The organism is Candidatus Bathyarchaeota archaeon A05DMB-5, from assembly GCA_019685655.1.
Taxonomy (GTDB): Archaea; Thermoproteota; Bathyarchaeia; order Bathyarchaeales; family Bathycorpusculaceae; genus DSLH01.
Genome location: JABFQP010000001.1, coordinates 423,853 through 434,920, shown reverse-complemented (window position 1 = coordinate 434,920; position 11,068 = coordinate 423,853). Strand labels below are relative to the sequence as shown.

General features: G+C 41.7%; 9 protein-coding genes. 4 read left to right on the top strand and 5 right to left on the bottom strand.

Features of this window, described 5'->3' with window-relative positions; all coding sequences use genetic code 11:
- Positions 1 to 67 precede the first annotated feature (67 nt).
- Positions 68 to 976 carry an agmatinase gene (gene speB, locus HM003_02460; protein MBX5328204.1) on the top strand — a complete coding sequence of 303 codons (909 nt, stop codon included), beginning with the start codon at positions 68 to 70 and terminating at the stop codon, positions 974 to 976.
- A 116-nt stretch (positions 977 to 1,092) separates the two neighbouring features.
- On the opposite strand, the gene HM003_02455 is transcribed toward speB, so the two are convergent.
- Positions 1,093 to 2,439 carry an RsmB/NOP family class I SAM-dependent RNA methyltransferase gene (locus HM003_02455; GenBank protein ID MBX5328203.1) on the bottom strand — a complete coding sequence of 449 codons (1,347 nt, stop codon included), beginning with the start codon at positions 2,437 to 2,439 and terminating at the stop codon, positions 1,093 to 1,095.
- Between the two features lie 400 nt (positions 2,440 to 2,839).
- Here HM003_02455 and HM003_02450 point away from each other — a divergent pair, with 400 nt between their 5' ends.
- The 3 genes from HM003_02450 to HM003_02440 are packed head-to-tail and all read left to right on the top strand — an operon-like array spanning position 2,840 to position 6,582.
- The gene (locus tag HM003_02450) at positions 2,840 to 3,334 is read left to right on the top strand and encodes a hypothetical protein (protein MBX5328202.1); all 495 of its coding nucleotides are present in this window, start codon (positions 2,840 to 2,842) and stop codon (positions 3,332 to 3,334) included.
- Entirely contained in the window at positions 3,286 to 3,861 is a 576-nt protein-coding gene (locus tag HM003_02445) for a hypothetical protein (GenBank protein ID MBX5328201.1), read from the top strand. Before HM003_02450 ends, HM003_02445 begins: the two co-directional genes overlap by 49 nt.
- 39 nt (positions 3,862 to 3,900) lie before the next feature.
- Entirely contained in the window at positions 3,901 to 6,582 is a 2,682-nt protein-coding gene (locus tag HM003_02440) for a DNA-directed DNA polymerase I (GenBank protein MBX5328200.1), read from the top strand.
- A 14-nt stretch (positions 6,583 to 6,596) separates the two neighbouring features.
- On the opposite strand, the gene HM003_02435 is transcribed toward HM003_02440, so the two are convergent.
- From HM003_02435 to HM003_02420, 4 genes are all read right to left on the bottom strand, one after another.
- A complete protein-coding gene (locus tag HM003_02435) occupies positions 6,597 to 7,151 on the bottom strand; it encodes a QueT transporter family protein (GenBank protein ID MBX5328199.1) in 555 nt (184 codons plus the stop codon).
- Positions 7,152 to 7,262: 111 nt separating this feature from the next.
- A complete protein-coding gene (locus HM003_02430; GenBank protein MBX5328198.1) occupies positions 7,263 to 7,727 on the bottom strand; it encodes a hypothetical protein in 465 nt (154 codons plus the stop codon).
- A gap of 194 nt (positions 7,728 to 7,921) precedes the next feature.
- Entirely contained in the window at positions 7,922 to 8,779 is an 858-nt protein-coding gene (locus HM003_02425) for a hypothetical protein (protein MBX5328197.1), read from the bottom strand.
- 15 nt (positions 8,780 to 8,794) lie between these two features.
- Entirely contained in the window at positions 8,795 to 11,041 is a 2,247-nt protein-coding gene (locus tag HM003_02420) for a hypothetical protein (GenBank protein ID MBX5328196.1), read from the bottom strand.
- Between the last annotated feature and the right edge of the window lie 27 nt (positions 11,042 to 11,068).

The following is an 11,068-nucleotide window of genomic DNA, read 5'->3' as shown; positions in this document are numbered from 1 at the left end:
AGTTGGTGCTTAACGAAAAAGTTTAGAACACCAATGTGAAATAGAGAAGAGAAAAAGAGGAAAATGTATGAGTCATCATGAGTTTTTTGTTTCTCAATCGAACGTTTTCAGCGGTTTTCAGAAGCCTTTCGAAAAAGCGAAGTATGTGATTTTTGGCGTTCCCTTTGATGTTACAAGTACTTATCGTACTGGGGCAAGGTTTGGTCCAAATGCGGTTCGTGAAGCGTCGCTTAATATAGAAACTTACAGTTTTCGCACGGATGTGGATGTTGAGGATTTGCAATTGCATGATTTGGGTGATTTGCATGTGCTTGCAGACACGGAAAAGACTTTGAAAAGAATTAGGTTGGTGGTTGCGGATATTTTGGAAGCTGGAAAAATTCCAGTAACCATTGGTGGAGAACATACTATTACGTTGGGTGTTGCGAAGGGGTTGGGGAAAAGGGCGTCTAAAACGGCGATTGTGAGTTTTGATGCACATTTGGATTTGCGTAGTGAGTTTATGGGGTTAACGCTTTCTCACACGACTTTTATGCGTAGGATAAATGAAAAGGTTAAGCCTGCGAAAATTGTTGAGGTTGGCACGAGAGCTGTTTGCAAGGAAGAGTTAGCTTACGCAAAGAAAAGTGGGATAGAATTTTTCACGGCGCAACAGATTAGAAAGGATGGAGTTAAGCGTGTTATAAAGCAGTTGCATGAGAAACTTGCAGGATGCGAGAGCATTTACTTGTCTGTGGACATGGATGTGCTTGACCCTGCATTCGCGCCTGCAGTGCAGAATCCGGAACCGGAAGGGTTAGAACCGCACGTTTTGCTGGATATTCTATGCGATTTATGTGATAAGCGGGTTGTGGGCTTTGATGTTTTGGAAGTGGCGCCAAATTATGACCAAGGAGTTTCGGCTGTTCAAGCGGCTAAAGTGATTTTTGAGGCCTTGTGCTGTTTGGAAAAGTCTAGCAAGAGTGGACGAAAATAGAAGAAGTTAAGTCGTACTATTATTGAAAAAGCCAAAAAAACTGTGTGTTTGCGTGTGTATAGCCCTCCCTTATATATAGATTCAATTTTATGGAGAAAGAGGAATTCACCTGGGTCTTATTCTTTTGATAGTTTGGCGATGAAGAATCCATTGCATTGGTGAATATGCGGGTATAGTCTTTGGCATTTTTCCAGTCCTCTCAGTGCGGGTAAGCCTATTTTCGGAGTTATTTCAGCCAAAGCGAATTCTGGATGCCATTTTAGAAATCGTTCAATGATTATTTCGTTTTCTTCTAATGTTATGCTGCATGTGGAGTAAACCAGAGTGCCTCCGGACTTCACGTGCGCCGCGCAATTGTTTATCATCCGCCATTGAATCTCAGCCATCCTATCAATAGAACGCCTTGTAAGCCTCCATTTTGCAGAAGGCAATTTTCCAAATGCGCCAGTGCTTGTGCAAGGCGGGTCTAAAACTACAATGTCGGCTTCAAGATTGAAAGGCAGCTGGCTGCATGCATCAGCGATGATTGGCACTGTATTCGCAACGCCCATGCGTGCAACTTCGTTCTTCCACACGTTCATTCTTCGCTTCGAATAATCCACAGAAAATATATCGCCTTGATTCTGCATGAGTTGAGCCAAATATGTGGTTTTAGCTCCAGGCGCAGCACAAGCGTCTAAAACAGTCATTCCGGGTTTGGGATTTGCTGTTTCTGCCGCGAAGCAGCTTGCTTTGTCTTGGATGTAGAATAAGCCTTCGCGAAAACTTGTGGTTTGGGTTAAGGGTTTCTTTGCGCTAAGAAACTTGTATGCGTGTCTTAGCTGCTCAACTTTCTCAATTTTAATGCCTTCTTCAACAAGTTTTTTTAAAATCTCGTTTTCGCCAGCCTTAAGCGTATTCACTCTTATGTATGTCAGCGGCGACTGCATATTTGCCTCTAAAAGAGTTATGGTTTCTTGTCTTCCGAACGTCTTTAAGCAGTATTTCACGAACCATGTTGGATGAAACGTTAAAAGTCCAATTCTTTCTTCGTCGCTTACGCCTTCAAGAATCAGCTTTGGCTTTTGCGTTAACAACTCACCAAGGATACGTTCAACTTTTCTGAGAGTTTTCCAGCCGAGAATAGAACGGGCAAGCTTGGCTATATTCTCAGCTTCTTTAATGTCGATTTTAGACCAGTTCTTGGCTATTCGCGTTTGGTAAACATAAAGCCGCAAAAAAGCTTGAACGCCGAGGTCAAACTCGTCTATTGTTTCTGGTTCTAATGTTTTGTTTATGAATGTGTCTATGAAGTTTCGTCGCCTTACTGTTTCGCACACAAGCATGTGAGCCAATCGTACTGCATCCGCATCGCTTATGCCTAATTGCTGGACAGTTTTCGCTAAAGCTAACCGCTCGCTTAATCTTCGCATTTCCATCCAGCTTAAAGCTTCAATAGCAAGCGTCCAAGCTTCCTTGAGCAATTTTGTATTCCCACACTTGAATATTGTTAAACAACAAAAGATAAATAGGCTTATGCATTATTGGCTTGAGGTTTTACAAATGGGGTATTTAGAAACACAATCCTAAACGATTTCTAAAAAGTAGAAGCACCCCTAAAAACCCCGTGAACCCAAGAGTTTTAGAAAATAAAAATAAGGAAAGAGAGTTATCCGATGCAGACCACAGGCTCCTCGGTCAACAACTGGATTTATTCTCCATAGATGAAGAAGTGGGCATAGGCTTAGTTCTTTGGCATCCTAAAGGTGCGATGGTTCGCAGGTAATCAGAGATTTCTGGGAAAAAGAACATTTGAAAAATGGGTATCAACTAGTTTGCACGCCGCACATAGCTCGAGGAGAGCTCTGGAAGGTTTCCGGACACATGGACTATTACAAGGAAAACATGTACGTCTTCGAGAAAGAAGGAGAATTTTACGTTGTGAAACCAATGAACTGCCCATTTCACATCCAAATCTTCAAGTCTCAGCCTAGAAGCTACAGAGACCTTCCCATAAGATACGCAGAATGGGGAACAGTTTACAGGTATGAACGCTCAGGCACGTTGCATGGATTACTACGAGCAAGAGGGTTCACTCAAGACGACGCACACATCTTCTGCACAAAAGAACAAGTCTACAGCGAAATACTGAAGCTTATAGACTTTGCAGAACGTATGCTGCAGAAATTTGGATTCAACAAATACAAAGTATATCTTTCTACAAAAGACCCAAACCAACCAGAAAAATACATGGGTTCAGAAAGAAAATGGCAACTAGCACAGAACTCTCTGGCAAAAGCACTCAAAGAAAAAGAAATAAACTATCATAAATGCAAGGCGAAGCAGTGTTTTACGGCCCAAAAATTGACGTCAACGTAATTGATGCCTCTGGCAGAGAATGGCAATGTACAACCATTCAATTCGACTTCAACTTGCCAAAACGCTTTCGCATAAATTATATTGGACAAGACGGAAGAAAATGCGAAGCCATAATGATTCACCGAGCCCTTCTAGGAGCCATTGAACGATTCTTTGCCATCCTGATAGAACACCACAAAGGCAATCTTCCAGCATGGTTGGCACCTATACAAGTGAGGATACTACCAATCAGTGATTATTATATGGAATATGCTGAAAGGGTTCATAGAAAACTGTTGAGTCGAGGTGTAAGAGCAGAAATTGACAACAGTTCCTCAACCATGAGCTACAAAATCAGACAAGCAGAACTTCAGAAAATTCCATACATGATAATCTGCGGCAAACATGAAGCAGAAACAAAAAAGATAGCGGTTAGAAAACATGGGCATGGAAACATAGGCTTGCTAAAAATAGAAGAACTAATCAAAGACATTCAAAAAGACGAAATGCGGCCAATAACTCAAATTAGCATTAGTAAGAGATTTTAGTCTATACCTCTCATAGAATTAAACGGGTACAGGACTAGAATGGCACAGAGGCGTCTAGAGGATTTCTCTAAAGTTGAAGCTAAACCTTTAAAGGAAAACGAAGCGGAAGCCTTACCCTTCACGGAAACCATAATAAAAGAAAAGAAAGAATATGCTTTTCCACCGTTGGCACCCGATAACTTGCCACCGTCCTATTTTGTTTCAGCCACCTACGACGGAAAAACTGGAAAAGCCCTAATCAAACTTTACGAGCCACACGCCGGCAAAATCTACTTCTGGTACGACAACACTGGGCATAAGCCCTATTGCCTAACCAACCTTTCACAATACGAACTGGAAAAAATCACTCGCTTAACACAGCATGAAGGATTCGACCATTTCGAAATTGTTGAAAAATTTGACCCATTATCAGAACGAAATGTAAAAGTAACGAAAATTGTTGCAAAAGACCCACTTGCAGTGGGCGGACGCCCAACTGGGTGCATAAGAGACATAATTCCAGAAGATTTCCCAAAAGTTTCAGAAACTCCCATTGAGCCGGAGAAAATTAAGGTTTGGGAATCAAAAATAAAGTATTACCAATCATACATTTACGATAGGAACCTTCAGCCCGGAATGCTTTATGAAGTAAAAAATGGTGATTTGGTTCCGAAAAGCCTTGAAGATGCCGAAAGAATGGTTCACAGCATACGTGAAATTTTCAAAGAAGCCACGGATGAGGAACTTCAATATATTGAGCAATGGGCTAGGCTGTTAGAGTATTCAGCTCCAAAATTCCACCGCGTAGCCCTAGACATCGAAGTTTATACACCAGTCCCAACAAGAATGCCCGACCCCAGAGAAGCAGCTTACCCAATCGTGTGCGTTTCACTTTACGGTTCAGACGGACAAAAGAAAGTCTTACTCTTAAAACGCGAAGGAATTCGCGAAGGAACCGAATGCTTACCAGCCGACGTAACCCTAGAATATTTTGACTCAGAAGAAAAACTCATCAGAGCCGTGTTTGACGCTTTATGGAATTATCCTTTCGCATTGACATTCAATGGTGACGACTTCGATTTACGGTATTTAGCGCATAGAGCATTAAATTTTGGCTTTAAAAGAAGTGAAATTCCAATAGAGGTTGGCAGGCGCGTTTGCCTATTAAAGTATGGCGTGCACATTGACTTGTACAAGTTTTTCTTCAACCGTTCAATCCAAATCTACGCTTTCAACAACCGATACCGCGACGTAACTCTAGACGACGTAGGCAAAGCCCTAATCGGAATGGAAAAAATCAAACTGGAAAAAAGTTTAGGCGAACTATCCTACACGGAACTCGCCCAATACTGCTTCAGAGACGCAGAAATCACCTTTAAACTAACAAGCTTCGAAGACGAACTAGTCATGAAACTAATTCTAGTTTTAGCCAGAATCAGCAGCATGCCAATGGAAGACGTAAGCCGCCAAGGCGTTTCACGTTGGATAAGAAACTTCATGCACCACGAACACCGCAGAAAAAACATGCTCATTCCAAACATGGAAGACATCCTCGCAGTAAAAGGAAAAACAGTAACCAAAGCCATAATCAAAGGCAAAAAATACAAAGGCGCAATAGTTGTTGAACCCACACCCGGCGTCCACTTCAACGTTGCAGTCATGGACTTTCCAAGCCTGTACCCATCAATAATAAAAGTTTGGAACCTCGGCTACCAATCCATACTCTGCCAACACCAAGAATGTCGCAGCAATCTAATCCCAGACACGCCACATTGGGTCTGCACCAAAAAACGCGCATTAGAAAGCCTCTTAATCGGCTCACTCAGAGACTTGCGAGTGCAATGGTACAAGCCGAAAACAAAAGACAAAACGTTACCAAATGAACTTCGAAGCTGGTACAATCTAATTCAAGGAGCGCTCAAAGTAATCTTGAACGCCAGTTACGGAGTCTTCGGAGCAGAAACCTTCGACCTCTATTGCCCACCTGTGGCTGAAGCAACCGCAGCAATCGCAAGACATTCGCTAACACAAATACTAAACAAGGCAGAGCAGCTTGGCATTCAAGTTCTTTACGGCGACACAGACAGCATATTCCTAAAAAACCCCTCAAAAGAACAAATCGAAAAACTCGCCCACTGGACAGAACACGAATTAAAAATGAGCTTAGACGTAGACAAAGTTTACAGATACTCCGTTTTCAGCTCCCGCAAAAAGAACTATCTCGGAGTTTTTGAAGACGGAAGCGTAGACGTGAAAGGATTAACAGGCAAGAAGAAGCACATTCCACCATTCATCAAAAAAGCCTTTGACCGAATGAAAGAACGCTTAGCAACGGTTAAGACACCAGCAGATTTCGAAAACGCCAAAAAAGACATAAGCCAAATAATCCGCGACTGCTACATGCGACTAAAACGGAGAGAATGGGAAAGCCTAAACGATTTAGCATTCAACGTGGTCTTAGGCGAAGAACTGGAACGTTACACAAAAACAACACCACAACATGTCAAAGCCGCAAAAATACTGAAAGAAAACGGAGTAGAACTGAGAGCAGGCGACTTGATAAGCTTTGTAAAAGTTGCCAAGGAGCCTCACGTCAAACCCGTTGAATTAGCAACAAACAATGAAATTGATGTAGATAAGTACATAGCCTACTTGCATTCAACATTCGACCAAGTACTAGACGCGTTAGGCTTAGACTTTGACGAAATAATAGGATTAACAAAACTGGAAAGGTTCATGTGATTTTCGTAACATTATTAGTCGTCTGTCAGCACCTTTAAACCACGTGATTTCAACGGTTCAATGATTGTCGGTCTGCTGAATATTTGGAGGACTATGTAGCCAATAACTGCAATGGCTATCAAACTGCTAACTAAAATGCTGATTAGCGTTGTAATCCAAGCTGGCATAAAAGCAAGCTCTGTAGGTTGATAAGGATAGAACATCCACAGATATCCTCCACCAACGATTATTCCTATCGGTAAAGAGCCTACAATGCACGCTAATAGCTTATGTTTTCTCAGCAACATTACAAAGCCTGCTGCTATCAGATTTGCAAGAGAGCCAAAGATTACATCGATAGGTCCTATTGGTCCAATCATGTTGACGACAACACATCCAGCTGTAACTCCGATGACAACGGGCATTCCAAGCAAAGCGGCTAACGCAATCAAAAAGTCTGAAATACGCAATTGAACGGGTCCGTAAATTGAAGGATTTCCAAAGGGAGAAAACGATTGAGCAATGTTGATTAGGGCGTACAATGCTGTAAAAACAACCGTTAAGGCTACGTCTCTAGTGTCAAATTTCACTTTTTCACCTCCTACTCCCGGGGTTTATTAGTGGCGGAACGGGTGGAGGCCCACTCACCCGCCAATAATCCTTATGCACAGAGTTTTAGACTATTAAACGTTTACTGCAAATCATTTTGCAGAAGCACTGACCTCGCTTGTCTCTTCTTCCGCCGCCGTTGCAGCTTGAACACTCACAGCCTCAACCGCTTCTGTTCCAACTTCAACGCTTACGTCCTCAACTGGAACTCCTTGTTTCGGCGGGACAAGCAAATTGTTAGGAGGGGGAGGTGCGTTCAAAATTGTCGACATCAAATACATGGCAGTAAAGGCATGCTGGTAAATGCTTTGGAAAACATACGGCACTTTAGTTTCCGGGTCAACTTCTAACATTTTTTTGATTTCCGCATCCTTACCCATTATGGTTGCTGTGCCCTCAATCTCAAATTTCACAACATTCGGCTTGGTATTCAAAAGCAAACCAAAACCCACAACAACCATTTGGCTTTTGCGTTCTTTTTCTTCCAGCTTTGCTTTAACATCAAAATTAATATTTTCAACTCCACCGCCCTTTGCACCCAGACGAACACCTACCAAATTAGTGATTTCCACTTTAACCGAAACGTTTGGAACATACAAAGCTGGGCAAATAATTGATTCCTCACATTAGCCAATTACATGGTGAGCTAGTCCTCTAACCTCTTGCAATTAAGCCTCGCTTAAAACTGATTTTTGCCTTTTGTGTGTAACACCATAATACATACAGCTAAGAAAAGACATCAACTTGAACGCTAGTAAATTAGTAAAGCAAGTGTGGTTGAAGCTGCAAAAAGAAGCGAAATTATAACAACTACTTGCCGTTCAGTCAAAGGACGATAATAAGTAATCAAAGTAACCAAACTGCGTCTATGGTCTGAAGACAACTTTTTACCATCAAACATAACTTGCGCCTTAGACTTATAAAAGAAATAAGCGAACAGAATAAGCACTGAATTTAAAACATACGGCAATATGGAAATAATCAAAAAAGATTTTACATCCGAAATAATAGCGAAAGCAGCTAACGTTATTCCAATCGCAAAAGACCCCGTGTTCCCAACAAAAATTTTCCCTTGAAAATTAAGAATGGCAAGAAAAAGCCACGTAACTAATGGAGCATACAGCATAACGGCATGTTCTCCAGAAACAACCATCAACCCAACCAAAACAATCGCGGGGCAAGCTGTTTCTAAGCCGTTCAGTCCTCCAAGCTGATTCACGGTATTAGTAGTTATAGTCACAATTAACGGAATAATCACAAAATAATAGAGAAGACCAAAATCTAAAGGCTCAAAAAACGGAATCGCCAAAGAGGTACGCAGTCCAAGCTTTATTGCTAAAGAAACGAGTGGTATAGAGGCTATAAGAGGGAAGAAAGCCTTGTAACGCCACCGCAGATCCATCCAATCATCAAGCAAACCCATAAAGCCTCCAAACAAAATGCAAACTGCCAATGTCAAAGCAGAAGAAACATTGTTAGACGCTGGCGGTTGGTTAAAATAATACAAGGCGAAGAGGTAGGTTACGCTTACTAGAACATAGATTACGCCTAAACCGTTTGGAATTAAAGGCTTATTTGGTTTATGGTAGTCCGGAACCTTAGGAAACAAGCTATCTCTCCTTTGCTAGTTTGGATACTTAATCTCGTAAAGGCACACTAATGGAACAAGATTGCCATATTTGCTTTGGGCATCGCTTGGAGACAAATTCAATCCAGCAATGTAAGCTTCTTTAAAGTACAATAGTTCTATAGAAGGTTCCTGTTGTCCTTGCTCATTGACAGCCATAGCATTATTGACCCCGCACCATCTCTGTTTCCCGTAAAGCATGAATTTATATATTGTGGAGTTTTTTCCTACATCATTCCAAGTCCATCTATTCTCTGTGTAATTCCCGAAAGTTGCTTCGTCAGTCCACGCAGAGCTTTCATCAAGAATACCTTCCTGTATAAATCGATCTTTTGCCTTGCCAGAGATGCGCGCCATCCACATCCATTTTCCTTCGTCGCCGTAACCAGCCCAGCTTGCATAGTATTGATTATTCTGCTGTCCCACCGAGAGCGTTGTGAATACTAAAACGTATTTTGCGTTGTAACGTTTCAACATGTCCACTGCTTGGGTTTCGTTAGCCATGAATGTGAAACCTATATTCTCTATTTGGGTACCATTTATTGTAGCGTTGTCTGCAAGGGATGTTACGTTTCCAAGTATGGTTAGCCAGTATCCATAGTCCCACCAGCTGCAAACAACTTTTTCTTCTATTGGTAGATATCCCACGTTGCTTTTCAGCCAGTCTAGCATGTCTAGCCATTCTTGCACTGGTTGATTAGGAACTATGGGAAGGCTTCCAGCAGTAATAGTTACTGGAGCATAGGCTTGACTGTAGACTTTCGGTATTCCGCCAGATTGCGGTGAAAAAGCAAAGTTAGTCATTAAAATAATGAATATGAGAAGAATAGCAACTCCGCTGAATTCTTTTCCAACATGTTCCAAACCGAACTTCTTTTTAGTAATAATCTTTGGAGGCTCTTTTAATAAGGCGATAAAGGGTTTCAAAACACCCGTTATGCCAATGGAAGCTAAAATGGCGAAAGCAGGAGCCAAAAGGACAAGCAGACGCACCATGGAACTGGCGAAGTAAAGCGACGTGATACCAAACAGCAACATGAACAAGTTTCTATTGTTAAGATTTTTAAGAAGGAAGTAGAAGCCAACAATGAAGAAAATTATTCCTATGCCTAATTCATAATAAATGGAACCCCACGCTGAAATTCTGTGCTCAGCAACAGACTCCACAAGAGGAGATTCTGCCCGTGCAAGAGGGTTAATAACGGAAAAGAACTTCCCAGCTATAGTCCGCATGTAGCCTAGCTGCCAAAGCACAGCAAAACCGCCAACTAGTAGTGCCAAAAGTAACGCAACGAAAAGCACTTTTGATTTTGTTGACGACAAAACGCGAAGTATCTCGCAAGTACATAATAGAACGAAAACTCCGGCAACAGGCAAAATAACGGAAGCAGTGAGATAAGTTGGTGAAATATAAGGGACGTTTATAGCTATAAATAATCCTAAACCAAAGGTCAGACTATACGATAATAAGAGCCGCGAAGTGTACCTTTTTAACAGAATTAACAAGAAAACGAAGAGTGCAGTGAGAGCAATCGGATAGAACGCGGCGCCCCATCCAGAAATAAAATATGCCAACGCTAAGCCTGAACCAACTGAATATTTCACACTCGAACCTACAGGTCTTTCTGTTTCAATCGCTCTTAAAAATAGAAACGCGAACAGCAAAAGGGCAAATATGCCTATTGTTTCATCGTCAAAAAATCCTAGGGAAGTTCTTTGAATATAAGAAGGGCTCAGAGCTAGAAAGAGGGATGCCAACAATCCCACAGATGTTCCACCAATGTCTTTGCCAAGGAAAAAAATCACAAAACAGGCTAGTGTGCCCATTATTGCAGGAAACAACGCACAGAAACTCATCAAATCAATGTTTACGCCTAGCGCTGTAACTACCATGTAAAACGAAGCAGCAGTCATCGGCAATGCTGGATAGGACATGCCCATATTTATTCCACCAGGGTACCAACGTTGTGTGTCAACCCATTGAGTTGGCCAATAAGGTGAAAGCAAGCCATTTTTAACCATATAGCTTGTTAAACTATACTGGTAGTAAGGGTCAAATTCGGAAAGATGTAGTGCGCCTGTTTGGATTTCCCAGCGCAATGGAAAGATGCGAATGGTAAACGCTACTAAAAGGATGAGCAACAAAGCCGAAGAAGCCATTATTGCGCCATGACTTACTTTAATTCGCAATTTTCCAAGACTTTTCAAAGCATTGACAATGCGCTCTCTTGCTGGAAACTTCATTTTGAATTCATCTCTCCTACAGAGATT